22 protein-coding genes are annotated in these 23,302 nt (G+C 58.6%); 14 read left to right on the top strand and 8 right to left on the bottom strand.

Annotation, left to right across the window (positions count from 1 at the left end; genetic code table 11):
- The 9 genes from GSQ91_RS22795 to GSQ91_RS22755 form a co-directional block, all read left to right on the top strand.
- Positions 1-1,790 (top strand): VWA domain-containing protein (locus tag GSQ91_RS22795; protein ID WP_158824054.1); only part of this gene is annotated, 1,790 nt, incomplete at its 5' end.
- A 247-nt stretch (positions 1,791-2,037) separates the two neighbouring features.
- Positions 2,038-2,343: a permease gene (locus GSQ91_RS22790; protein WP_254064837.1), complete on the top strand. Its 306-nt coding sequence runs from the start codon at positions 2,038-2,040 to the stop codon at positions 2,341-2,343.
- A gap of 148 nt (positions 2,344-2,491) precedes the next feature.
- Positions 2,492-3,844 carry an MFS transporter gene (locus GSQ91_RS22785; RefSeq protein ID WP_158824053.1) on the top strand — a complete coding sequence of 451 codons (1,353 nt, stop codon included), beginning with the start codon at positions 2,492-2,494 and terminating at the stop codon, positions 3,842-3,844.
- Positions 3,845-4,099: 255 nt separating this feature from the next.
- The gene (locus tag GSQ91_RS22780; protein ID WP_158824052.1) at positions 4,100-4,687 is read left to right on the top strand and encodes an RNA polymerase sigma factor; all 588 of its coding nucleotides are present in this window, start codon (positions 4,100-4,102) and stop codon (positions 4,685-4,687) included.
- A 21-nt stretch (positions 4,688-4,708) separates the two neighbouring features.
- Entirely contained in the window at positions 4,709-7,171 is a 2,463-nt protein-coding gene (gene metG, locus GSQ91_RS22775; RefSeq protein ID WP_158824051.1) for a methionine--tRNA ligase subunit beta, read from the top strand.
- A 29-nt stretch (positions 7,172-7,200) separates the two neighbouring features.
- Complete coding sequence (locus GSQ91_RS22770; protein WP_158824050.1) at positions 7,201-8,238, top strand: hypothetical protein; 1,038 nt, start codon at positions 7,201-7,203, stop codon at positions 8,236-8,238.
- Positions 8,239-8,275: 37 nt separating this feature from the next.
- Positions 8,276-9,100, top strand: a complete 825-nt coding sequence (locus GSQ91_RS22765; protein ID WP_158824049.1) for a TatD family hydrolase — start codon at positions 8,276-8,278, stop codon at positions 9,098-9,100.
- Positions 9,101-9,152: 52 nt separating this feature from the next.
- The gene (locus GSQ91_RS22760; RefSeq protein WP_158824048.1) at positions 9,153-9,653 is read left to right on the top strand and encodes a YajQ family cyclic di-GMP-binding protein; all 501 of its coding nucleotides are present in this window, start codon (positions 9,153-9,155) and stop codon (positions 9,651-9,653) included.
- Between the two features lie 52 nt (positions 9,654-9,705).
- The gene (locus GSQ91_RS22755; protein ID WP_158824047.1) at positions 9,706-10,710 is read left to right on the top strand and encodes a polyprenyl synthetase family protein; all 1,005 of its coding nucleotides are present in this window, start codon (positions 9,706-9,708) and stop codon (positions 10,708-10,710) included.
- A 13-nt stretch (positions 10,711-10,723) separates the two neighbouring features.
- On the opposite strand, the gene GSQ91_RS22750 is transcribed toward GSQ91_RS22755, so the two are convergent.
- Genes GSQ91_RS22750 through GSQ91_RS22735 form a run of 4 tightly spaced genes read right to left on the bottom strand, consistent with a single transcriptional unit; the run spans position 10,724 to position 13,613 of the window.
- Positions 10,724-11,299 (bottom strand): zeta toxin family protein, encoded by a 576-nt coding sequence (locus GSQ91_RS22750; protein ID WP_158824046.1) that lies wholly within the window; start codon positions 11,297-11,299, stop codon positions 10,724-10,726.
- The gene (locus GSQ91_RS22745) at positions 11,296-11,457 is read right to left on the bottom strand and encodes a hypothetical protein (RefSeq protein ID WP_158824045.1); all 162 of its coding nucleotides are present in this window, start codon (positions 11,455-11,457) and stop codon (positions 11,296-11,298) included. Before GSQ91_RS22745 ends, GSQ91_RS22750 begins: the two co-directional genes overlap by 4 nt.
- Before the next feature lie 9 nt (positions 11,458-11,466).
- On the bottom strand, positions 11,467-11,736 hold the full coding sequence (xseB, locus tag GSQ91_RS22740; RefSeq protein ID WP_158824044.1) for an exodeoxyribonuclease VII small subunit: 270 nt from the start codon (positions 11,734-11,736) through the stop codon (positions 11,467-11,469).
- Positions 11,736-13,613: a bifunctional homocysteine S-methyltransferase/methylenetetrahydrofolate reductase gene (locus GSQ91_RS22735; protein ID WP_158824043.1), complete on the bottom strand. Its 1,878-nt coding sequence runs from the start codon at positions 13,611-13,613 to the stop codon at positions 11,736-11,738. The genes xseB and GSQ91_RS22735 overlap by 1 nt, the downstream gene beginning before the upstream one ends.
- 169 nt (positions 13,614-13,782) lie before the next feature.
- Between GSQ91_RS22735 and GSQ91_RS22730 the strand changes: the two genes are divergently transcribed.
- Positions 13,783-15,519: a hypothetical protein gene (locus tag GSQ91_RS22730; RefSeq protein ID WP_158824042.1), complete on the top strand. Its 1,737-nt coding sequence runs from the start codon at positions 13,783-13,785 to the stop codon at positions 15,517-15,519.
- Positions 15,520-15,527: 8 nt separating this feature from the next.
- Positions 15,528-16,271 carry a bacillithiol biosynthesis deacetylase BshB1 gene (gene bshB1 / locus GSQ91_RS22725; RefSeq protein WP_254064836.1) on the top strand — a complete coding sequence of 248 codons (744 nt, stop codon included), beginning with the start codon at positions 15,528-15,530 and terminating at the stop codon, positions 16,269-16,271.
- A gap of 183 nt (positions 16,272-16,454) precedes the next feature.
- On the opposite strand, the gene lpxD is transcribed toward bshB1, so the two are convergent.
- From lpxD to GSQ91_RS22705, 4 genes are all read right to left on the bottom strand, one after another.
- Complete coding sequence (gene lpxD / locus GSQ91_RS22720) at positions 16,455-17,384, bottom strand: UDP-3-O-(3-hydroxymyristoyl)glucosamine N-acyltransferase (RefSeq protein ID WP_158824041.1); 930 nt, start codon at positions 17,382-17,384, stop codon at positions 16,455-16,457.
- Positions 17,385-18,326, bottom strand: coding sequence for a lysophospholipid acyltransferase family protein (locus GSQ91_RS22715; protein WP_158824040.1), 942 nt, complete (start codon positions 18,324-18,326; stop codon positions 17,385-17,387). It abuts the gene before it with no gap.
- Positions 18,327-18,525: 199 nt separating this feature from the next.
- Positions 18,526-19,224 carry a lipid-binding SYLF domain-containing protein gene (locus GSQ91_RS22710; RefSeq protein ID WP_158824039.1) on the bottom strand — a complete coding sequence of 233 codons (699 nt, stop codon included), beginning with the start codon at positions 19,222-19,224 and terminating at the stop codon, positions 18,526-18,528.
- A 145-nt stretch (positions 19,225-19,369) separates the two neighbouring features.
- On the bottom strand, positions 19,370-20,008 hold the full coding sequence (locus GSQ91_RS22705; protein ID WP_158824038.1) for a DedA family protein: 639 nt from the start codon (positions 20,006-20,008) through the stop codon (positions 19,370-19,372).
- Positions 20,009-20,172: 164 nt separating this feature from the next.
- On the opposite strand from GSQ91_RS22705, the gene GSQ91_RS22700 reads away from it, so the two are divergent.
- From GSQ91_RS22700 to GSQ91_RS22690, 3 genes are all read left to right on the top strand, one after another.
- A complete protein-coding gene (locus GSQ91_RS22700; protein WP_158824037.1) occupies positions 20,173-20,979 on the top strand; it encodes a chlorite dismutase family protein in 807 nt (268 codons plus the stop codon).
- A 257-nt stretch (positions 20,980-21,236) separates the two neighbouring features.
- Complete coding sequence (gene nth / locus GSQ91_RS22695; protein ID WP_158824036.1) at positions 21,237-22,082, top strand: endonuclease III; 846 nt, start codon at positions 21,237-21,239, stop codon at positions 22,080-22,082.
- Between the two features lie 136 nt (positions 22,083-22,218).
- Complete coding sequence (locus GSQ91_RS22690; RefSeq protein ID WP_158824035.1) at positions 22,219-23,244, top strand: proline iminopeptidase-family hydrolase; 1,026 nt, start codon at positions 22,219-22,221, stop codon at positions 23,242-23,244.
- Positions 23,245-23,302: the final 58 nt, after the last annotated feature.

Here is a 23,302-nt window from a genome sequence, read left to right as displayed (position 1 = left end):
GCACGCAGCTCGTCGTGGTCGACGTTGCGGTGCAAGACCAAAACGGTCATCCGATACGTGGGCTTACCAAAGACAGCTTCCAGCTGCTAGAGAGCAAGACACCACAACAGGTCCTCAGCTTTGAGGAACACACCTCCTCGGCACCGCAGGCACGCGGGCCAGAGCTTCCCAAGCTGCCGCCGGGCATCTTCACGGATTACACCTCTGCCCCCCCCAACGGAACACTGAATATCCTGCTGCTAGACACGCTGAACACGCCGCTGAAGGATCAGGGCTTCGTCCGCAATCAGTTGCAGCAGTACGTGATACACGCCGCTCCCAACGCGCGTATCGCTATCTTTGGACTGACCAATCGGCTTATATTGTTGCAGGGCTTCAGTTCCGACCCTGAGATGCTGAAAGATGCCGTTGAACACAAGCTCATTCCACGCGCCTCGGTTTTGCTGGAAGATCCTACCGGGAACGACGCCGATACACAGAGCCTCTCCGATATAACGAGCGACATGGGACCGGTGATGGCGCAGACGTCCGCCAACCTGCAGCAGTTCGCAGCCGAACAACAGTCTTTCCCGTTGCAGCTTCGCCAGCAATACACGCTGGACGCCTTCAACGAGCTGGCGCATTATCTAGCGAACTTTCCCGACCGTAAAAACGTGATCTGGTTTTCCGGCGGGTTTCCGCTGAACATTCTTCCCGACCCCAGCCTCAAGGATCCCTTCTCCGTCATGGAGATGAACAATAAGGAGTTCCGCGAGACGACGAATCTGCTCAACCGCGCGCAGGTAGCCGTTTACCCCGTAGAGGCCAGCAACCCGAAGACCGTTCCTGCTTTGGGCGTCGCAAACTCCGGTCAAAAGGATGATGGAAATCCCACAGCAGTCAGCAATGACGTCGCAAAGCTCAGTGGCAGCCAGGCCACGGAGCACACGACGATGGAGCAGCTGGCCGACGACACCGGGGGCCACGCCTACTACAACACCAACGGACTCGCCGACGCGGTGGCCAGGGCTATGGATTCCGGATCGAACTACTACACCCTGACCTATAATCCGTCGAACTCCAAGTGGAAGGGCGAGTACCGGAAGATCCAGGTCAACCTGACCGGAACCCTCGCTACACGTGGTCTTCAGCTCGCCTATCGTCACGGCTACTACGCGGACGATCCAAACCAAACCCCCACGACCGCCATCCGTGAAACGGCTGCAACTGCGGCGCACTCGGCCGAAGCCTATGCTGCGACTGCAATGACCCGCGGCACCCCAACACCCGGAGACATCCTCTTCAAGGTGCGTGTGCTACCCGACTCCAAGACAGACGAAGATACTGTTGCGCCTGGCAACGAACTCAATCCAAACGAAAGGATCAAAGGCCCGTTTCGTCGTTTCGATGTGGATTTTGTAGCTCTACCGGGTGATTTTCAGCTAACGCAGCTACCCGACGGAATGCATACAGGCACTATCGAGTTCAAGGCCTATGTCTACGATCCCAATGGAAAGTTATTGAATGCGATCGGGAACACGATCCAGTTGACCCTGACGCCTGAGACGTACAAGCGGTTCACGCAACAACCTGTGGCGTTTCATCTCCAGATAAGCGCTCCCGTCAGGAAGGAGAGTTACCTGCGGATCGCCATCCATGACGTGCCTTCGAATCGCTTCGGGGTGGTCGAGATTCCGGTTTCAAGTGTCAGCCGTCTTGCGCCGCCGGTGTATACGAAGCCGTTTGCACAGCCCGCGACGCCGGCGTCGACGCCAGCCAAAACAATGCCACCTGCCGCGGCTCCTCACTAGAGCGGAGTCGAAGGGGAGGAACCTGCTTTCTACCGTTTTTCTGGGTGAGGCAGGCAAAAAGCGGGAGACAGCAGGTTCGCTCGCTGCGCTCGGAATGACAACCAGAAAAGCAAAGACAGAGGCAAAAGCAAGAGCAAAGGCAAAGCAAAAGCAAAAGCAAAAGCGCCTTTGACTGGTCATAGCTCCAGGTGTGCAATGATGCTTTTGGGCCTGCGGGACCGTCCGTTCCGCGCCCTGCGGCCAGATTTTGATTCCTAGATTCTTCAATCCGCGTACGCGCTCACTCGCCCGGGGTAATGTTCTGGTGTTGGGCAGTGTGTTCGCCGCCATCCCACTCTCCCACTTCCCGCATATTCGTCCGACGCTGCTGCTTCTGCTGCCGTCCCTGGGCACGATGATTGGGACGGCGGAGACCGTGCGCTGTATTCAACGGCGCTGGAGTCTGTATCACGGTGGCGTGATTCTGTGCATCTACATGGATCTAATGGCGATTTCCCTGGTACTGTTCCTGCTGCTCTATCCGTACTTCCCCTGGATGAGCACAACCCCTTGACTAGGGCATAAAATCTGTCTGTCCACTTTCTTGACACCTACCACTATCGTCAGGCTATGCTCAGGGGCGACGCGTTTTGTCCGGCATCGGCGGGCGCATAACGAAAATCCATTACCTGTGCGCACTCGATCCTTCAGGAGCCCGACCCATGTCCGCTTCAACCTCCGAGTCCTACGACTCCGGCTTTACGTCACAAGCTCCCGAAACTGCTCCCAGCATGCGGTGGTTCGTCTGCTTTCTGCTCTTCCTCGCGACAACCATCAACTACATGGACCGCTCGGTCCTCTCGCTGATTGAGCCGCAACTGCACCTCGGATTCATGGGCTGGATTCCGGGACTCGACGCAAAATTCCAAGCCGCATACCACCTCAACTACGGGCACATCATCGAGTGCTTCCAGATTGCCTATGGTGTTGGCTTTCTGTTCGCCGGTCGCATCATCGATAAGCTCGGCACCAAAACCGGTTATGCCCTGGCGATCCTGATCTGGGGACTGGCCTCCATCAGCCACTCCATCGTTGCCAGCGTGCTCGGTTTCTGCATCGCCCGCATATTCCTCGGCCTCGGAGAATCCGGCAACTTCCCCGCCGCCATCAAGGCCACGACTGAGTGGTTTCCCTCGGAAGAGCGCGCGCTCGCAACCGGACTTTTCAATTCAGGCTCCAACGCCAGCTTCTTCATCGCCCCTATCCTGATCGCCGCCGTCACATCACGCTATAGCTGGAACGCCGCTTTTATTACGACCGGCTCCATGGGCCTTATCTGGTGTGTCATCTGGATGTTTTTCCCGTACAACAAGCTCCGGCGTGGCTCCACAACGACGCAGCGCCAGCTTGCACCCGTAATGGCGGGAGGCTCCACCTATGGGGTTCTTCTGCGTCATCGCGGCTTCTATGCCTTTTCCCTCGCCAAGGGCCTTACCGACCCCGTCTGGTGGTTCTATCTCTTCTATCTGCCGATGTTTCTCCACGACAACTACGGCCTGGATCTCAACCACGCGAAGTATCCGCTGATCATCGTCTACAGCGTATCCAGCGTTGGTTCCATCGCCGGTGGCTGGCTTTCAGGATTCCGGATGAACCGCGGGCACAGTGTCAATTCGGGACGCAAGTTTGCGCTGCTGATCTGCGCCCTGGCAGTTGTTCCCATACTGCTGGTGCCGCACATGGGCCACCTCTTTCCGACAAATGCCTGGCCGGCAATTGCTCTCTTCTCCCTGGCGGCCGCGGCGCATCAAGGTTGGTCGGCGAACCTCTTCTCCACGCCAACAGATATGTTTCCCTCGACCGCCATCAGCACCGTCGTTGGCATTGGAGGCGCCGTTGGCGCGGCCGGAGGAGCCCTCTTCACTTGGATCGTCTCCCACTTCTTTGCGCTGCATCCCATGGTCATATTTACACTTGCGGCCTTTGCCTACGTGCTTGCCTTGATCATCTTCCAGATCCTGGTGCCACGACTTGGCGCTCCCGCCGAACCGGAGCTTCCGCTCAGCGCGGCGTAAAGTTGAGGGTGTAATGCTTTCCACGGTCGTCCGTCAGCACCTATGACCGCGATTAAGCGGCCGGAAAGGAAACGACGCCATGACCACCCAATGCACCTGCCCCTGCGGCCCGCTTTGCACCTGCCCGGACTGCAACGGCACTGACTGTAGCTGCCCGCACTGCTAAACGCACGTAGCGGCCGGAGGGCGAACGAGGCAAGAAGCCAACCGTCGTCCTCCGGCATCTATGTCTTTAGGATTGTGTAGTTCTTTTGTATGCCCACTGAGACCATCTCCGAACTGCTGGACCGCCGCCGCGACTTCCTCGGCTTCGTCCGCCGCCGTGTGGCCGATCCTGCCATCGCGGAGGACATCCTGCAATCGGCCTATCTGCGAGCTGTTCAGCACTCCAGCGGCCTGCGGCAGGATGAGTCCATCGTGGCGTGGTTTTATCGCATCCTTCGCAATGCGGTCATCGATCACTATCGCCATCGCGGCTCAGAGAATGCCACCATCGACCGCTGGGCAACAGAACTGGGAACCGGCACGGAAGAGGCTTCAGCTCTCGCCCCGCACGATCCGGCGACTTTTAGCTTCGTGTGCCATTGCATCGAAGCTGTACTGCCCTCGCTGACTCCGAACTACGCCCAGCTCATCCGCGAGGTCGATCTGGACGAGGCTCCGCTCGCCGACTTCGCCAATCGGCACGGCATTACAGCCGGCAACGCTGCGGTCCGTGCCCATCGTGCTCGCGCAGCGCTGAAACGCGCGCTGATACGCACCTGTGGTGCGTGTTCTACACACGGTTGTCTCAATTGCAGTTGCGAATGCCCAGCCGCCGCCATGCTATCGAACGGCAACTGACTGTAAACTGGCATGTAGCCCATGTCAGCCGACCGCAAAAAGTTCTATCTCACCACACCGATCTACTACGTCAACGCGCGACCGCATATCGGCCACGCCTATACGACTATCGTCGCCGACGTGCTCGCCCGCCGCCACAGCCTGCTGGGCGACGACACATTCTTCCTCACCGGCACGGATGAGCACGGACAGAAGATTGAACGGTCTGCCGCCGCTGCAGGGATCGCGCCGCAGCAGTTCGCAGACCAGGTTTCGAAATCTTTTGAAGACCTCTGGAAGCGGATGGGCATCACCAATAACGCATATATCCGTACCACCGATGAAAAACACAAACGTGGTGTCCAAAAACTCTTCGCCGAACTCCACGCTCGTGGCTTCATCGAACTGAAGGCATACACCGGAACCTACTGCGTTTCCGACGAAACCTTTGTCGACGTCCCTGCGGGAGCCCCCTGCCCCGACTGCGGCCGCATTACCGAAATCGTCACAGAAGAAAACTTTTTCTTCAAACTTTCAGAGTTCCAGTTGCCACTGCTGCAGCTCATTGAGTCAGGCAAGTTAAAGATCGAAAACGAAGCTCGTCGCAATGAAGTTCTTAGTTTCCTGCGCGGCAACTGGCAGTATGTTCTTGAGCTCTCAAATGAAGAGTTGGGCGCTCCCCACAATGAGCCTCTTGAAGTTTTGGAAGCGTTTGACCTTGCCTTCAAAAAAGGTCTGCTAGGTAAATTCGGAGAGAATCTTTACTACGTCCCCGGCGCCCTCAAAGATCTCTCCGTTTCACGCAGCAGCTTTACCTGGGGCATCCCCGTCCCAGAACCAGCAGCGAGCGAAGCCAAACAAAAACACGTCATCTATGTCTGGCTCGACGCACTCGCTAATTACATGACAGCCATCGGCTACGGCTCAACTGATGCAGATGAAGAAAAGAAATTCAAGCACTACTGGCCCGCTGATCTCCACCTAGTAGGTAAAGAGATCATCCGTTTCCACTGTGTCTACTGGCCTGCCTTCCTTCTCGCCGCCGACCTGCCTCTCCCCAAGGCGATCACCGCACACGGATGGCTGCTCTTCGACAACTCAAAGATGTCGAAGTCTAAAGGGAACATCGTCCGCACAGAGACGATCCTCGATAGCTTCGGTGACCATGTCTACGGTAGCCAGTTCCCCAACAGCACCAAACCTGAGCGTGACCTATTCGCGACTGACGTACTGCGGTACTTTTTGCTGCGCGAGATTCCGTTCGGACAGGATGGCAGTTTCAGCTTTGAAGCCCTTATCACTCGTTACAACGCTGATCTCGCCAACGGCTATGGGAATCTCGTCAGCCGTACATTTTCTATGCTCCACAAGTACTGCCAAGGCACAATCTCTGAAGGGCCCCCTGAGCAGACACTCTCCGAACTTTTGACAGACCTGGAAGACCTGACACCGAAATACGACGCGAACGAGATCAGATCGTTGATGGAGAGCTTGCCTTCAGTTGCCTCTGAGCTCTTGGACAAGGGTGACCTTGCTACATGGTTGAAATCCACAGCAATCATGGTGAGTACAACGGACCAAATGTTAACGGGCCTTGCGCCTTGGAAAATAGACTTGCAACAACCGGATGGCATGCGTGCGGTTGAGCAAACTCTTTATTGTGCCGCTGAATCTATCCGCATCATCACGGCACTTCTCCACCCAATCCTGCCAGCCGCCACCGCAAAAGTCTGGGCACAACTTGGCCTTGGGGATATCGAAGTCGCAGCTCGCAACAGAGAATTGAACAACCTGCAATGGGGTGGACTAAAGCCCGGAACAAAACTCGGCGCGCTGACTCCAATCTTCCCGCGCGCCGACAAAGGACTCGTACAGATCATGACCGATATGGAAAATCCTACCCCTGCGCCCACTGAGGGCCGTCCTGAGACACCACTGAAGGCTGCAACGACGCCTGCGCCCGCGCAGCCTGTGCCGACTGACAGCACGCATCCTGCCGCAGCTCCTCGTACCAGCTCGCTCGGTGAGCCCGCCGGTACGCTGCCTGTCGGCGGCAGCGCCTCCACCACGACGCACAATGGGCCGACGCCCTCGCACACTGAAGCTACGGCCAGTGGCCCCTTTGCGTCGGTCGCCTCACAGACTCCGATCACCGCAGGCCCCGCCGACGCGTCACCTGCCATCACCATCGACGACTTCGCCAAGATCGAGCTTCGTGTTGCGCAAATTATCGTTGCCGAGCGCATTCCGAAGGCCGATAAGCTGCTGCGGCTGGAGGTCGATCTCGGCCATGAGAAGCGGCAGATTCTCTCCGGCATTGCCGAGTGGTATACGCCGGAAGACCTGATCGGCCGTCGCATCGTAGTGATCACCAACCTCGCGCCGCGCAAGATGCGCGGGCTGGAGTCGCACGGCATGTTGCTTGCGGCGTCGGAGGGCGACGGCGGTAAGCCGGTGCTCGCGACCTTTGGGGAAGAGATCGCACTGGGGTCGCGCCTGAAGTAAACGGCACGGCCCCAGTGACTTCGCCCTCTATGCCAAAGGTCCCCCATTTCGCGTACAAGAGTCCCTGGTGGACAGGTATCGGTGTCGGGGTACTGGGAAGCCTGCTGCTTTACGCTGCAATCTCCCTAATGGGATGGGTGGCTTTGCGACCCTCTGATTTGCAGAAGCCGCACCCCCTTGGGCTGCTGCTGATCTCGGTCTCCTACCTGGTGATTACGCCGCTGGTCACGGGCTTCGCGTCGGCCTCTACCTACCTGCAGTTGGAGCGTCCTGAACTCATTCGGAACTCGCGCAGCTACACCATCCCCGCGATGACCCTGCTCATCCAGGCGCTCATACTCCTTGCCATCAAGTGGGAGGGCATCATCTGCGTGGTGATGATCGCGCCCATCGTGCTGATCATGTCCTTGATCGGCGCAGCGATCGCTGTGGGGCTCGCAAAACGACGCAGAATACGTTCCAGTGCTACCTTACCGGTGCTCGTGCTGCCGCTGCTGTTCGTCGTCTTCGAAGCACAGATTCCCTCGCCGTTTGAGGTCAGGACGGTCAACACAGAGATTCTGATCCATGCCCCAGTTCAGACCGTCTGGGCCAATATCGCCAGCGTCCCTAAGATCGCACCAGCGGAACTGCCGGGTTCATGGGTACAGAAGATCGGGTTTCCTCTGCCGATTGAGGCCACGCTCTCCCATCCCGGGGTTGGCGGCATCCGGCAAGCGGGTTTTAGCGGGAACCTTACCTTCACGGAAACGGTCAACCAATGGGAGTTGAACAAAGATCTGCGGTTTTCCATCCGCGCGAATACAGAATCGATCCCGCCGACCACTCTCGATGAGCATCTGGTCATCGGCGGCCAGTTCTTCGACGTTCTCGATGGCGAGTATAGCCTTGAGCCGCGTCCCGATGGCGTGATGCTGCACCTGACCAGCCGCGAACGCCTCTCCACCCATGTCAACCCCTATGCCGGTATCTGGGCGGATGCAGTGATGCGGGCTATCCAGAAACAGATTCTGGTCGTGATCCGAAATCGCTGCGAAGCTCGGCCAACGACCCCTTCCCTTCCATGAAGATCTCCGCCAATTATTGAGAGAATTGAATAGAGCTATGCTGATCGACTCACACTGCCATCTCGACGACTACGACAACCTTCCGCAGGTACTCGCGAACGCGCGTGAGGCCGGCGTGACCAAGCTGCTGGCCATCGGCATTGGCGACGGGCCGGACACGATGCACCGCGCACTCGACCTGGCACGTGAGCACGGACACATCTTCGCCTCTGCCGGCATTCATCCGCAGGAGGCGCATCAAGCCACGCCGGAGAACCTCGCGAAGCTTGCCAACCTGGTCGAAGACCCGCGCTGTATTGCGATCGGAGAGATCGGTCTCGACTACTACCATCTAGACAATCCCGACATTTCCACGCAGCAGGCCGCCTTCGTCGCCCAGTTGAAGATTGCCGTAACCGCCCGGAAACCCATCCTGATCCATTGCCGGACGTCCGAGCTGGCCATACCTGCGGCAAAACAGAAGTACGAGCCCGCCGATGCGTGGGAGGACCTGCTCGCCCTCATCGCCGAGCATTGGACCCCGAGCGGGCTACCCGGCATCATGCACTGTTTCTCCGGCAACGAAGACCAGGCCGCACGCTCGCTGGGTGCGGGCTTCTACCTGTCGTTCGCCGGAAATCTCACCTATCCGAAGTCGACGACGATCCAGACCGTCGCGAAGTCCGCACCGGTCGACCGTATCCTGGTTGAGACCGACGCCCCATTTCTTGCACCGATCCCCCTGCGGGGCCAGACCAACGAGCCGGCAAACGTTGCCCATACGGCTCGATTCCTCGCAGGATTACGCGATGTTCCGTACGAGACCATCGCTGCACAGACCACAAAGAACTTTTGCACGCTCTTCCCGTCAACAGACGCATAGAATAAACACCGCATCATAGACATAGAATCGCAACAAGCGAACAGGACTCCTTATGCCAGCAGATCAGAGCTTCGACGTCGTCAGCAAAGTAGAACTTCAGGAAGTCAAGAACGCCATCGACCAGGCGACCAAAGAGGTGAACGCACGGTTCGATCTCAAGAGCTCGAAGTCGACCATCGCCCTGGAAGGCACCGAGACCCTTCAACTCGCTAGCCAGGACGAGTACACCCTCAAGGCGGTTATCGAGATCCTCTCCCAGAAACTGGTCAAGCGCGGTGTCTCACTCAAGAACCTCGAATACGAGAAGATTGAGCCCGCCACGAACTCCTCCGTGCGCCAGAAGATCAAGCTGAAGCAGGGCATCACGTCCGAACCGGCGAAGAAAATCGTCGCCCTCATCAAGGAATCGAAGAAAAAAGCGCAGGCCTCCATCCAGGGGGATACGGTGCGTGTGACCAGCAAAGATCGCGATACTCTGCAGGAAATTATGGGTATGTTGCGAGGCAAGGACTTCGGAGTCGACCTGCAGTTCACCAACTTCCGCTCAAACTAAACCGAGCCCAACAAACGGAAGTATCGATGTTCCTGCTACTCTTAACTTCATCGTGAGTTCACTCTCCATCGCGACCGCCGCCGAAGTCTTCGACCTTTTGCGGGACGACCTCGCCGCCATCGAGCGCGAGTTCACCCGCCAGTCCGACTCGCAGGTCGAAGTGGTCACGGACATTGCGCAATATTTGATTGCCGGCGGGGGAAAACGTATTCGCCCGCTTCTGCTTCTGCTCTCCGCAAAGGCGGTGGGGTGCGAGTCGGAGGCCCGCATTCGCCTGGGTGCGGTCGTGGAGATGCTGCACACCGCGACACTGGTACACGACGACATCATCGACGAGGCCAGCACGCGCCGCGGGCGGCCGTCGTCGAACACCACGTGGGGCAATGCCAAGTGCGTGCTCGCGGGCGACTGGCTCTATATGCAGTCGTTCCAGACAGCCCTGGCCGAGCGCAACTTCCGCATCCTCGATCTGCTCATCTCGCTGACGCAGCAGATGGTCGAAGGCGAGCTGTTGCAGATGGAGAAGCTGGGCCATCTTATCAATGAAGAAGAGTACTTCGACCTCATCTACCGCAAGACCGCCTGTCTATTCAAGGTCTCGATGCAGCTTGGCGCGGTGATAGCGGCGCATCCAGCCGCATCCGATAACGCACCTTATGAAGAGGCTCTGGGGGAGTATGGCCGCAACCTCGGGCTTGCCTTCCAGATCGTCGACGACGTGCTCGATCTCACCGCGCAGGACGACATCCTCGGCAAACCTGCGGCCTCCGACCTTCGCGAAGGCAAGGCGACGCTGGCAGTCATCCATGCCCTGGAACGGGGCACCGGAGCCGATCGCGAAGCCATTCGCACCGTGCTCGCCGACCGCAGCTTCGCGCACGTAGCCCATACGGATATTCTGGAGATTCTGCAGCGGCACGAGTCCCTGGCCTACGCCATGGATACGGCCTGCGCCTATGCCGAGGCAGCTCGCCAGTCTATCGCGGATCTTCCGGAGAGCGACTACAAGCGAGCGCTGTTGTGGGTTCCGGGATTTGTTACGACCCGCGACCGGTAATTGTCTTCAGGTTTTACTTTTCGCGAAGAGGCAGCGCCCATGAAGGTGTTGGCTCGTTCCAAGACATGAATCCATGATGCCCTGTCGCAACAAGTGAATGTCCAAGAGGACTCGAGTTATCAAGAATCACGGCAAGATCAGCCAGAGGTAATAACCGCTTCATATTTGCGAGTGTTCGAGGATACCGTCGCCGTTGATCTTCTTCCGGCACATCGTGGCCGCCCTTTAATACTCGACCCTTTACCCGTTCGATGTTGATCTCCACGGAAGCCGTTCCTATAAAGATGATCATGATATTGAATCCAGCCTTTTTTGCCCGTGCGGCCATCTTCAAGTAGGTACTTCCGGAAAGCGTGGTCTCTACAGTAAAGCTCTGACCAGCCACAATCAAGTCTTCCGCATTACGGAGAACTCGTTTGCCAGCTTCAATATCTGAGTGTACCGGGCCTAAAGTTTCCTGAATTGACTTGGCGATCGCATCTGGGTCAAGCACCGGATACTGCTGAAATTTATCTCGTGCGGAAGATGTAAGAGTGCTCTTTCCGCACCCATTCGAACCGGCAATAATCGTCAGAATTGGACGATTCAAGCAGCCTCTTTTTTATCTTCAGATTGCTGCTTCTTCTTTTCCTCAAGAATCCACTCGAGTTTTCGGCGCTCCCACTTCACAGCCTCGCGAGCAGCTTTTGCAATGCTGTCGCCAAACTTCTCTATATCGAATGTCTCCACATCGATGTAGTTCGCCATGACTGTATTTTACTCCTCGTCGACTTCCTCGTCCTCTTCGTCGCTCTCTTCATCCGCCACTGTCAGTGCCAACTCTTCCACCCGAACTGGACCATGCTCCTCGGGCTCCAGCAGCACCTGAATCCGGCTCTCCGCGCTTGAGAGCTGTGCTTTGCAGGCGTTCGACAGATGCACACCGCGCTCGAACAAGCTGACGCTCTCGTCCAGCGAAAGGTCGCCGCGTTCCAGTTGCTCGACGACCTTTTCCAACTCTGACAACTGATCTTCAAAGCTCGCCATTATGCAATCTCCTCCGTGAAGCCGAGAACCTCGGCCGCTGCGGTGTACTTGCTAAACGGAGCGCTCACCTGTACGCCCTGCACTGCACCGCGTACGCCAGCCAGCATCTCCTGCGCGATCTTCAGCCCTTCGGCCAACGCGTCTTCTTTGTTGGATGCCGCTCCCATGCGGGTAAATATCTCGTCCGGCACACTCAAGCGCAGATCATTCTTCATGAACTCCGCATTGCGCACACTGGTGAGCGGCCAGATGCCCGCTATCACGGGGATGCGGAACCCTTCGATGCGACGCAAAAAGTCCTCCAGCAGCCGCAGATCGAAGACGGGCTGCGTAATGCAGAACTCCGCACCGGCCTCGACTTTGTACGCGAAGCGCCGCACCTCGTGGTCGATGTCGGGGACACCCGGATTCGCCGCCGCAGAGATCGTAAAGCCAGCCGATCCGCCGATCGGATTGCGTCCGATATCAAGCCCCTGGTTGAGTCCATGCACGATGTTCACCAGACCGATGGCATCGACGTCGAAGACTGCCGTTGCATCCGGGTAGTTGCCCATCTTGGGCGGGTCGCCGGTCAGGCAGAGGATGTTCTTCAGCCCAATGGACGAAGCGCCTAACAGATCGCTTTGAATGCTCAGCACATTGCGGTCGCGGCAGGTGTAGTGCAGGATCGTCTCGATACCCACCTGCTGTTGAATCTGCACACAGAGGCTCTGTGCGCTCATCCGGGCGCTGGCTCGCGGCGAGTCCGGCACGTTGATCGCATGCACTCCCCGCTTCTTCAGCAGCAGCGCGCCGGCAAGCTCCTTGGTGCAATCAAAACCCTTGGGCGGAACGATCTCCACCATCGTTACGAATTCGCCGTCCGCAATCATCCGGCCAACGAGCGAGCGCTCGCGAAGGGGCTTCGGCTCCACGCGATGCTCACTTGTAGTGGCAGCATGCAGTGTGTGTTCCGTGGTCTTCTCCCCCAGGTCCTGCGCCTCCATCGCGCGCAGTGCTCCCCGCATCGAGCGAGTGTGGGCTGGAGTTGTACCGCAGCAGCCACCAACCCAGGTAGCCCCGGCGCGCACCGCCTTACGCGTAAAGCTCGCCATGTACTCCGGCGATGTGAGATAGATATTGCGGCCTTCGACGTTGCGGGGCATACCTGCATTCGGCATCGCGAGCAGCGGCAGCGTGGTCGCCTCGCGCATGCGTTCGATCACGCTGAGCACCGTAGCCGGACCCGAGCTACAGTTGCATCCGACAGCATCCGCGCCGATAGCGGTCAGGCGCTGTGCGGCAACTTCAGGGCTGGTGCCGTCCAGACAGTTGCCTTCTTCATCGACCGTCACCATGACGGCGACCTTCAAGTGCGGAGCCACCTCGCGCGCAGCCAGAACGGCCTGCTCCGCTTCGTCGATCGACATCATCGTTTCGATGATGAGCAGGTCGACGCCACCCTCCGCCAATGCGGAGATCTGCTCGGCGAAGGCAGCACGGGCCTCCTCCAAGCCAAGCTTGCCCAGGGGTTCGAGCCGGACGCCCAATGGCCCGACGGCTCCGGCCACAAAGGCTTCCGAACCCTGTTTCTCACGAATCGCATCGACCGTCTGCCGTGCGATCGCGGCCCCAGCCAGATTGAAATCCCTTACTTTTTCGCGCAGTCCGAACCGCTCCAGCCGGAGGGAGTTCGCGCCAAAGGTATTGGTTTCAATCACCTCCGCGCCGGCCTGCAGGTACTGCTGATGCACGGAACGAACCATCTCCGGCTGCGACACATTCAACTCGTCGTAGCAACGGTTGATAAAGACACCACAGCTATAAAGCATGGTGCCCATGGCGCCGTCACACAACACTGTGCCACCGGCGAAAAGCCTATCGATTCCAACCGCCATTCGTCTCCTGTATTCCGCGTCCATCCTTCATCGTATAACGCCACGGATAAAGCAAAGCGAGTTGGACGAAACTGGGAATGAACGATCAAGTCCACGCCCCTTTGCTATACTCGGAACTAATAAATGCAGCGCTTTGCTGCGGTCTCGCGATGGTTTGGAGTGATTCACGTTGAAGAATAGAAGTCTCCCCGCCCAGGTTATTTCGGGCATGCTCCTTGCAGCCGTTACGCTGGCGTTGACCGCTTGCGGACAGCGTCTCTACGTATATCCCTCCAGCACCTACTCCGGGCGTCCCATTCCACCGAGCGGTCTGTTGGAGCGCGTCCTGGTGGCCTACACCCCAGCCGGCGGGGCGGGTAGCCTTGAGATTCTGGACGGCCTGCGCAACCTTCGCGGGAATATCCAGAACACGATTACCTCCTTCAGCATCTCCGGATTCTCTGCTGCGGATCCGGTTGAGATTCTCAGCTTCCCAGAGGAACTGACCGGGTACGTTCGCTCGTATAGCACTGGACAGCTTACGGCGGTTGACTATGGCACCGAAAAGACCGGTACGACCATCGGAACCTACGGCGCCGATTCCCCCTCAGCAGGCATAGCAAGCAATGGCACAATTTTTGCAGTTGCAGGCGGAAGCGGAGCTGGATCAGCCTATTCTGGCATTTTGGTCGTCGAGGGAATCAATCTTAATCTGCCGAACGTCGACAAGGTCGTCGTCAATCCGAGCGGCACCATCATTCTGGCGATGGTACGCAACTCCAACTCGCTCTACCAGGTCGTCAAGCTGGCGGCCACGGCTAATCCCGTCCTCCCTCCCAAGTATGTCGACTGCGAGCCTCTGTTGCTCCCGGTGTACTGTGTTGTGCAGGTCAGCGACGCCAACAGCGCCAATGTGGCTGGGGCTGCTTTCGACAGGCCGTCGGATGCTGTCTTCTCGCTCGATGGCAGTAGCATTTACGTGTTGAATTGCGGCCCTGAGTGCGGTGGCACGACAGCCAGTGTGACAGTCCTCCAGACGGGCGCTCTTCTCCTCAATTATAGTTTGCTGCCTCCGAGCGGCACATCGCCGTTGCAGTCCATCCCCGTACCCAACCCCATCCCTGTTCCGGGCGGTGTCACACATGCGATTTCCGACGGCACTACGCTGTATCTTGCGGGGCAGAGTCTTCAGGGTAATGGCCTCTTCGGCGGCAATCTTTCGCTGCTAAACCTGAGCACTTACACGCTGGGGTCGACCACCTACAACATCTCCGATGGCACTCACACGAAGATGCTGTTCGCTGACAACAACACGCTCTGGATCGGATCGCAGGGGTGCGCGAACGGGCCTCGGGCAGCCGCCGCAGCGAACGGGGACAAGACTCAAGAGGCTAACTATAACTGCCTCACGCGTTTTGTCCCGAACTCAACGACCAATACGATCCTGCCGACCTGGGCGGCGAAGACCAGCTACACGGTTGGCCAGGAAGTCTGCGATGCTCCAAGCTCGGGGCTCTGCAACGCAGGCAATATTCAGTACGTGCTGACTGCCGGCACATCCGGTGGCAGCACTCCCAGCTGGAACGCTTCCACTGACCAGGCTACGACAGATGGCAGCGTGGTATGGGTGAACCTGGGAGCTGTCTCCCCTGTTCAGATCATCCCGGCCGTCACCCCCAATAATTCCACCAGCCCCACCAACCTCACCGTCGACTATCCCAACACCAATCTGAATCTGTACTACTACGGCGACCTCGACGGCATCTGCTGGGTGCAGAACTATAACAAGATCTACACAGGGTATGGCGGGCAGATTCATGCCTTCAACACGCCGGATGGCAGCGAAATCGACAACTCCCTCATCACCGTCCAGGGCACGGTACTTGACGTCGCCTATATGGATGCGTTGACCGACGCCGCCAACTGAGTATCGCGATGCCCGCCGAACGCAGCATGCCGTCCACGGTCGATGTGCTTGCCATCGCGGCGCATCGCGATGACGTAGAACAAACCTGCGGCGGAACGCTGTTAGTACAGCACGCGCTGGGCTGGCGTACCGGAATCCTCGACCTCACACGAGGTGAGTCCGGTACGCGCGGCACCGCAGCCGAACGCGCCGCCGAGGCCGAGGCAGCAGCACGGATCCTGCAGGTTTCGCATCGCGAAGCACTTGACCTGCCCGACGGCAATGTACAGAACACGCTCGAAAACCGGCTGAAGATCGCCGCCGTCTTGCGTCGCCTTAGGCCACGCGTCGTGATCCTGCCTTACTGGCAGGGTCGCCATCCGGATCACTACACGACGGCGACACTCGGATATGAGGCCTGCTTCGCGGCAGGCTTGTCGCGCCTCGACCTGCCTGCCGAACACGGCACGCCGCATCGTCCCTACAAGATTCTCTATGCCTCGCTATATGCCGACGTGCGCCCCACATTCGTCGTCGACATCACGGAACACATCGAGACCCGGTTACAGTCGTTGCTTGCCTATCGTTCCCAGTATGGGGAGCAGCATGCAGGAGCGGGACTTTTTGTGCCTGAAAGCGACATTCGCGAGCGTATGTTTGCGACCGCACGCCACTATGGCCTTCTTGCCGGGGTTCGTTATGCTGAACCCTTCGTGCAGAAAGAGGTCGGCTCAGTGCAGGATCTGATGTTGCTGCCAGTGCAGAGTATTTAGCGGAGTTTCGCTTCCTATGCCTATCGTCATACGAAGCAATCTTGCCGATGGCACGAGGACCTGAGGTAAGCCATACATGAGCAGGAGCAATCGGGCGTTCGCCCGATACCCACCTTAGGCGCAAAGAACGCGCCGAAGATGGGGCACCCGGATTGTCGGCGCACCCGTGGTACAGGTGCAGTACTACTTGAGCCGTCGTAAGCGCGCCAGCGACTTCAGGTAATCCTTGACGGGTTCGGCGGGAGTTCCGGCATACATCTCGCCAGGGCCTGTCACCGACTTGCCTGGAAATATGCCTCCCTGCCCCCCAAGAATGACACCCGGTCCAACGTGGACATGATCGCCCAGTCCTACCTGACCGGCTAGCACGGCGCCATCCTCCACTACGCATGAGCCCGAGATTCCTACCTGTGCGGCGATCACAACGTTGCGGCCGATGCTGCAGTTGTGACCGATATGGACCAGATTGTCGATCTTCGCTCCCCGGCCGATCCTCGTCTCGCCCAGCGCGCCGCGGTCAATAGTGGCGTTCGCGCCGATCTCTACGTCGTCTTCGACGACCAGACGGCCTTGCTGGGGAAACAGCAGATACTCACCAGTTTCAGGGTTGCGCACGTAGCCAAAACCTGTTGATCCAAGCACGGCTCCGGACTGTACTACGACGCGATCTCCGAGAGTCGCCCCTTTGCAGATCGTCACGCGGCTACCGATGGTGCAATCCGCACCGATCACGACATCGGCTTCAATCACAGCGCCAGCGCCAACCCGGGTCCGTGCGCCCAGGGTGGCAGAGAGATCAACGATCGCTGCCGGATGCTGCAACGGGCTATCGTCCGGTGCCACCAGTTCTCTTGCAACCGCCGCAAACGCATATTTCGGGACGCGCACCCAAAGCACGCGGGTGTCATCTGTCTCGTAAGCCCCACGGCGGGCGAGAATGAGCCCGGCATTTGATTCCAGAGCCGCCTGCAGCGTCGCTACGTCCTGGGCGAAGACGAGCGCATCGCCGGTCGCGCCTGCGATCTCCGAGACGCGCGAGATGGTGGCCTGCGATGCCGTTTCAATGCCCAAAAGCGCTGCTATCTCCGCTGCCGTCCTGCGAATCGCGCTCATCTAGTAGAGGCTCCCTTCGCCCTCGGGCCGGGTCTTCCAGCGGCGGTGCACCCAGAGCCACTGCTCCGGATATCGCCGAATATAAGCCTCAGTCGTCGCAGCGAACAGGGCCGTGTTCGCCAGGATGTCCGCCTGGGTGTCCCCTGTGCGGACCAGATCCAGTTCCTTGCCGAAGTGCAGCACATAGCGTTTTTCGCTCTTCTCCCACAGGAGAAATCCCGGCAGCACGGCCGCGCCGGTCTTCAGGGCTACGCGGGCCAACCCCGATGCCGTGCAGGCCTCCACGCCGAAGAACGGCACGAAGACTCCTTGCGGCGGCGTCATATTCGTATCCATCAGAATGCCGACCGTGTCGCCGCGGTGCATGGCCGACAAAAGGCCCCGCGCGAAGTCGTCTTTGTGCAGAACGCGGTTGCCGTGCATGCAGCGTATCCCGTTGACGAAGGCATCTACTCGCGGGTTGTCGAGTCTGCGGATCACCACCGACATGGGATACCCCCGCAGCGAATGGTAGAAGCTCGATAGCTCCCACGCGCCCAGATGCCCGGTCAGCACCAGCACTCCCTGGCCCTTGTCGCGAGCCTGGAGGTAATGCCCCAGGCCTTCATAGCGGACGAATTGCGAGGCGCTCTCCAGCGTGTAGCTGTGCATCTTGCAGAACTCGGCTATCTGCCAGCCGAGCATTCTATAAAGCTCGCGGAGAATCTCCTGGTGCTGCTCTTTTGACTTCTCAGGGAAGGCGAGCCTGAGATTCCGCAGGCCCGTCCGGCGAAGGCCGCCAAGAGATTTCCAGCAGACCCAACCAATCGCCGCGCCGGCTGCCCGGGCTACCGGTCGCGGCAGAAGTCCTACGGCTCCGACCAGGCTACGCAGGGCCCAATATTCCAGGTTCTCCCGGAAGGAAGGTGGTACCGGCGGAGGGGTCTGCAAGTTATCGGCCAAGAATTCAGTGTACGCAATCGGACACCCCTACCAGGAGGCGTGGGATGTTGGAAAGTTCAGGAGACTGCTGCATTTTGAGGCTGCGGCCCGAGTGCTGGGCGATAATCGAACAGAACGGGAGATTCTTTGCGAGTTACGGGCAAAGCAAAAGGGCGGCCGAAGCCGCCCTTTTGTTGCCTGCGATGGTGTCTGGATCGGTTTAGTGGTTGTCCTGCGAGATGATGAAGTACTTCGCAACGGTGTGTACGAAAGGACGTGCATTGGGGCGGGTTGGCGTCTCGCCGTGGAGCACACCCTGGAACGGGACGTCCGCACCATACTCAGAGCGCGTATCGTCCGTGTTCTGCGAGAGCACAGTGCCGTCAAGATCAATGCCGGCGAAGAGGCCCTTGCTACGGGAGTAGGTAAGGAACTCGGCGTTCAGCTTCCAGTCCGTACCGGCCTGGGCATTACGGCCCACTGGGCCTGCCGAAGCGGCTGCATCGGCGCCGAGCTTGAACTTGTTCTTCAACATGTCCTCGAGTCCATTCTTATTCATCGCGATCAGCACGAGGTCGGTAGCCTGACCACCGATCTGGAAGCCGAAGCTGCCGCCAGCCAGCTGAACGAAGACCGGTGCGCTCCAACCACGGGGCGTACGGCAAGTTGCCACGCCCTGACCATACTGAGCTCCCACTACGAATGCACCCTTCTTGAAGGAAGGGATGACGACTACGCAGTGCGCGCTGGCCAAAATCGATTGAGGAATGCCCTTATCGGGGGTCGCCATGATCTCCTCGATCACCGCTTTGGCGCTGTCCAAACGATCCGTTAACTTCGCATCCTGCGCGTGTGCATGTGCAGGGACCAGTCCAGCCGACATCACCAAGGCACAGAGGATTACGCTAACTTTCTTCATTAGAATTACCTTTCAAGAGCGAGCTTGCGGCCAATTATTTTCCTGCCGCCTCAGCAAAGTCAGATGGACGCAGGCGCGCCGGGGTTGCACACAAAGAACAGAGGTTACAAGACAGCGCAGCCCGGTTTGGCCCTTATGGACCCGTTTATGCTGCAGTTTCAGGTGCTGACTGGCCCATACGATTCTTCCAGTGGGTCCAGACAAACCACACGACCCCGAGAAGCAGGATCAACTCCACGCCGTGGTGAAACTTGTCAAAGAATGCCTTAAACCGGGGATCGGTCTGGAAGCGTGCGCCCAGCTTCATGCCAACGTACGCCAGCGCGTAGCACCAGGGCCAGGAGCCGATGAAGGTGTAGAGGTGAAAGCGGAACTGGTTCATCCTGGCGACTCCAGCCGGGAACGCGATGAAGGTGCGGACGATCGGCAGCATTCTGCCAACCAGCACCGTGATCGAACCGAAGTGGCCAAAAAAGTGATCCGCCATGTCCAGATCGCGCTTGCTGAGCAGCAGGTACCGGCCGAAACGCTCGATCATGGGACGACCGCCCTTAGCGCCGATCCAATAGGCAGGGATAGAACCCAGGTTGGAAGCCAGAGAAGCCACGGTTGCCAGGATGATGAGCTGCCATTGAGAGTGGGCCAGAGCATAGCCCGCGAAGGGCATGATGACTTCAGAAGGGATAGGGATGCAGGCTGACTGGATCGCCATCAACAGGGCAACGCCAGCGTAGCCTCCCGCGCTGATGAAGGCCACCAGGATTGCGATGATTTTCTCGGACATTCCTGTGCAGTATATCGGATGGAGGGGCGTCGTCAGGTTAATGCGGGGCTCCTCTCTGGCTCTCGTGGGGATACGTGCGCCTGTGAAAGCGCTCACGCAACGGGCGCGGAGGAGAGACGCAAAGGACGCGACGGCTTTTGCGCTGAGTTTGCTAGGATTGGCTTATGTCCGAAGCCGTAACCGCACCTCCCGCAGCCACACCAGTCACCCCCGAAACCCCTGCTCCAGGCCGCCCTCAGCCCTCGGGCTATGGAGCGCCTGCCGCGCACGGAGGGCCTCCGGTTAAGCGTCAGATTGTTTGCTTTAGTTTCTATAAGCTGCTGCCCGAGTGGCGCAGGCTTCCCGCTGCCGAAAAGGCTGCTCACAAGACCGCGTTCGCCGATGTGCTGGCGCGCTGGAACAAGCCCGGTGAGTTCCTCTCGCTGACCTACTCCACCATTGGCACGCGAGGCGATGTCGATATGTGCGTCTGGTCGATCGGCTATGCCGTCGATGAGCTGAACAAGATGCGCTCGGAGCTGATGGCGACGCCGCTGGGCGGCTATCTGGAGTCGCCGCATAACTTCCTGGCTATGACCAAGCGCTCGCAGTACCAGATCGACCGCGAGGACGAGAGCGAAGGCGAAGGCCGGGGAGCGATTCGTCCCGGTGGGCAGAAGTACATCTTCATCTATCCGTTCTGGAAGACGCGGCCCTGGTACCTGTTGCCGATGACAGAGCGCAAGCGGCTAATGGACGAACATATCCGCGTGGGACTGCTCTATCCGCGCGTCAAGCTGAATACGACGTACTCGTTCGGCATCGACGACCAGGAGTTCGTGGTGGCCTTCGAGACCAACTTCCCTGAGGACTTCCTCGATCTCGTGCAGCAGCTTCGCGAGACGGAGGCCAGCCTGTATACGCTCAAGGACACTCCGATCTTTAGCTGCGTGCGGTTGAAGCCGATGGAGATGCTGGATCGGTTGGGGTAAGGGGAGAGTTAGCAGATCAGCGAGTATCTGTTGCTCTTGTTTTTCTGGTTTGTCATTCCGAGCGCAGCCGAGTGAACCTGCTTTCTCCCGTTCTTTGCCCGTGCGATCACAGAGGCTATGCCCACACTTTTCTAGCTAGAACAAGCGAAAAACGGGAGACAGCAGGTTCGCTCCCCTTCGGCTTCGCTCAGGGTCGGAATGACAACTAGAAAAGCAAAGACAAGAGCAAAAGCAGGAATGAGCACAGGTTCTAAAAGATGACCACAGCAAAGGCCGTACCCGTCAAAACGAAGCGAGCCAAAACCAGCACGGCAGCCAAGGCGCTGACTCCGCCGCAGAGGCTGAAGCCTGCGGCGCGGAAGGCTGCCATTGAGGGTGTTCCGGCCACGAAGGCTCGGGCGATTGCCGCCAAGGAGCCGGTTGCGGCTGAGGTCAAGCGCGGCAAGACGGCTAAACCACTGGCGCCGGAGCGGGTTGCGGCTATCCTCGATGCGCTGCGGAAGACCTATCCGAATGTCGTCTGCGCGCTGACCCATCGCAATGCCTTTGAGTTGACGATTGCAACGGCGCTTTCGGCCCAGACTACCGACGTGAGCGTGAACAAGGTTACTCCGGGGCTGTTTCAGATGTTCCCAACGCCCAAGGCTCTGGCGGAGGCTCCGCTGCTGGAGATCGAGCGGATCGTCCGCACGACCGGCTTCTACCGATCGAAGGCCAAGAACATTCAGGGTGCGGCGCGGGTGCTTGTCGAGCGGTTCGGTGGGGAGGTTCCCAAGACCATCGCAGAGATGATCCAGCTTCCGGGTGTGGCACGGAAGACGGCGAATGTCGTGCTGGGTTCCTGGTACGGGATTCCCTCGGGCGTGGTGGTCGACACGCATGTGCTGCGGATCTCGCGACGGCTGGAGTTGACCAAGGCGACCGAGCCGGTAAAGGTCGAGCAGGACCTGCAGAAGGTTATTCCTCAGAACCGCTGGATTCAGTTCTCGCATGAGCTGATTCATCATGGGCGGCAGGTCTGCATTGCGCGGAAGCCGCGGTGTGTGGATTGCTCGCTGGAAAAGCTGTGTAACTCGGTGGATAAGACGTGGAGTTCGCATTAAGTGGTTTTCTGGCGTGGACCGGGGGCAGTACCAGCAAAAATCTTTAACGCAGAGGGCGCAGAGGTTTCGCGGAGGTCGCAACGGCTTTTTGCGGGGAAATCAAGCTTTATCTGCTTCACCAGCAGGGAATTTATCTATGAACCGACGTAGTTTTGTTTCCAGCACCGCCGCTCTTGCTGCTCTCGCCGTGCCTGTCGCCCGGGCGCTTGATCCGACTCCTGTTGCTGACCCACTTCCGCAGGCGCTCTCCTCCACCGGCGAACCGCTCAATCCTGCCGGCATCCGCACTGCAGGCATCCGCATGCTGCCTGTTGTCGGCGGCAAATATAAGGTCTGGACCAAGAAGATCGGCAGTGGCAAGATCAAGGTGCTGCTGCTCCACGGCGGCCCTGGGGTGCCTCACGACTACCTCGAAGCCATGGAGTCGTTCCTTCCTGAGGCAGGCATCGAGATGTACTACTACGATCAGCTCGGTGTGGGAAACTCCGACGTCCCCGACGATCCTTCTTTGTGGACCTTGGCTCGCTACACCGAAGAGGTTGAGGAGGTGCGGCGTGGTCTCGGTCTTGAGAACTTCGTTCTCTTCGGCCACTCGTGGGGTGGCATCCTTGCGATGGAGTATGCGCTGAAGTACCAACAGCACCTGCGTGGTCTCGTGATCTCGGACATGGCTGCGGGTATCAAGACCTATCTCAAGCGTACGGCCGCGCTCAAGGAGAGCCTGCTTTCTCCGGACAAGCTCGCGCAACTCAACGCCCTTGAAGCCAAGCAGGACTACGACAATCCCGCGTATGAGCAGATCATGATGGAGGATCTCTATCCTAAGATGATCTGCCGCACCCAACCCTGGCCCGAGCCTGTCGTGCGCGCCTTCAATCGTATGAACCAGAAGATCTATAACGAGATGCAGGGCAAGAGCGAGTTCGTCGTCACCGGCAACCTCAAGGACTGGGAGCGATGGGACCGGCTGCACGAGATCAAGGTTCGCACCCTCACCATTGGTGCCCGCTATGACGAGATGGACCCGGAGGACATGAAGAAGATGGCGACTCTCATGCCCAACGCCACCTCAGCCATCTGCCCCAATGGCAGCCATATGTGCTTCTGGGATGACCAAGAGGTGTACTTCCGGCACCTGCTGGGCTTTCTGCGTAGCGTGTAACAGACCGTGAAGATCGAGCAGGAGCTAGTCGTAGTCCAGGCAAAATCTTTAACGCAGA

The organism is Granulicella sp. S156, from assembly GCF_009766105.1.
Lineage (GTDB): Bacteria > Acidobacteriota > Terriglobia > Terriglobales > Acidobacteriaceae > Granulicella.
This window is presented reverse-complemented; position numbering and strand designations above follow the sequence as displayed.

Coding starts and splice junctions, on each gene's coding strand:
- GSQ91_RS22785 (WP_158824053.1), top strand. CDS start 2,492: ATGTCCGCTTCAACCTCCGAGTCCTACGACTCCGGCTTTACGTCACAA.
- GSQ91_RS22780 (WP_158824052.1), top strand. CDS start 4,100: ATGCCCACTGAGACCATCTCCGAACTGCTGGACCGCCGCCGCGACTTC.
- metG (WP_158824051.1), top strand. CDS start 4,709: ATGTCAGCCGACCGCAAAAAGTTCTATCTCACCACACCGATCTACTAC.
- GSQ91_RS22770 (WP_158824050.1), top strand. CDS start 7,201: ATGCCAAAGGTCCCCCATTTCGCGTACAAGAGTCCCTGGTGGACAGGT.
- GSQ91_RS22765 (WP_158824049.1), top strand. CDS start 8,276: ATGCTGATCGACTCACACTGCCATCTCGACGACTACGACAACCTTCCG.
- GSQ91_RS22760 (WP_158824048.1), top strand. CDS start 9,153: ATGCCAGCAGATCAGAGCTTCGACGTCGTCAGCAAAGTAGAACTTCAG.
- GSQ91_RS22745 (WP_158824045.1), bottom strand. CDS start 11,457: ATGGCGAACTACATCGATGTGGAGACATTCGATATAGAGAAGTTTGGC.
- xseB (WP_158824044.1), bottom strand. CDS start 11,736: ATGGCGAGCTTTGAAGATCAGTTGTCAGAGTTGGAAAAGGTCGTCGAG.
- GSQ91_RS22735 (WP_158824043.1), bottom strand. CDS start 13,613: ATGGCGGTTGGAATCGATAGGCTTTTCGCCGGTGGCACAGTGTTGTGT.
- bshB1 (WP_254064836.1), top strand. CDS start 15,528: ATGCCCGCCGAACGCAGCATGCCGTCCACGGTCGATGTGCTTGCCATC.
- lpxD (WP_158824041.1), bottom strand. CDS start 17,384: ATGAGCGCGATTCGCAGGACGGCAGCGGAGATAGCAGCGCTTTTGGGC.
- GSQ91_RS22710 (WP_158824039.1), bottom strand. CDS start 19,224: ATGAAGAAAGTTAGCGTAATCCTCTGTGCCTTGGTGATGTCGGCTGGA.
- GSQ91_RS22705 (WP_158824038.1), bottom strand. CDS start 20,008: ATGTCCGAGAAAATCATCGCAATCCTGGTGGCCTTCATCAGCGCGGGA.
- GSQ91_RS22700 (WP_158824037.1), top strand. CDS start 20,173: ATGTCCGAAGCCGTAACCGCACCTCCCGCAGCCACACCAGTCACCCCC.
- nth (WP_158824036.1), top strand. CDS start 21,237: ATGACCACAGCAAAGGCCGTACCCGTCAAAACGAAGCGAGCCAAAACC.
- GSQ91_RS22690 (WP_158824035.1), top strand. CDS start 22,219: ATGAACCGACGTAGTTTTGTTTCCAGCACCGCCGCTCTTGCTGCTCTC.